The organism is Oleiphilus sp. HI0123, from assembly GCF_001635315.1.
The window spans coordinates 1-832 of the sequence record NZ_LWGE01001699.1; the positions used below are offsets into that span (position 1 = coordinate 1).

Genomic DNA, 832 nt, shown 5'->3' on the forward strand with positions numbered 1-832 from the left:
GGCCTCACCATACAGACCTGTACTGAGTGTTCTCTGCTCATCAAATAGAATATCTTTTCGGACTCGTACACCCGCTGGTGCCAGTACTTTTTCGAGCTCATCGATCCTGTTTCTAAGATTAGCCCGAGTTAATTGATAAGCACTCTCGCACATCATTTTTCGTGAGTTAAAACTAAAGACACTTGAGAAAAACAAATTTGCATCGTGCCTTGGTGGCTCAAATGACAATACATCTTTTCCGGGGAAATCACGGGATATATTCTTGAGGCCTGAAGTAAGGCGAGAGTGAACCATTGTACGATAGGCCTGGGAAAGAACATTCGGCATCCCTGACTGCGTCAACTCCTCGCGCTTCATCGTATCAGCTTGAACGGCCTGCCCGACATCTATCGGCACAACAGGGTTAATGGCAAAAACAATATCTGCACCTGACTCAAAGGCAACCGAGGTATGCATCCCTTTGTTTAAGGTACCATCGACATAATAACGTCCACCGACCTCTACAGGTTTGTATATACCGGGCGCAGCCATACTACACTGGATAGCCTTGGAGATAGGCAAATCAGTTAAGCCTTCGGTACCAAAACGAACAGTCTCGCCTGACTCCAAGTCTGCCGCAATAACAATCAATTGCTTACGGAGCTTCTCGAACTCATTTGTTCTACCAATTGACGAGTACGAACGGCTCAAATATTTATGGAAGCCATTATTATCAAAAATACCAGAAGGAATGGCTTGAGCCAGCGCTGTCAAAGCCTCTAATACTGACTGGTCATTTGGGTGACTTAATACACTTAGACCAGCATTAAGCAATATCTTGGGTATAGATTTT

General features: G+C 44.7%; 1 protein-coding gene. It reads right to left on the reverse strand.

Annotated features, from left to right (window positions below):
- The coding region (locus tag A3761_RS22990) for a patatin-like phospholipase family protein (RefSeq protein ID WP_082870351.1) at nt 1-832 on the reverse strand (832 nt) is incomplete at both ends.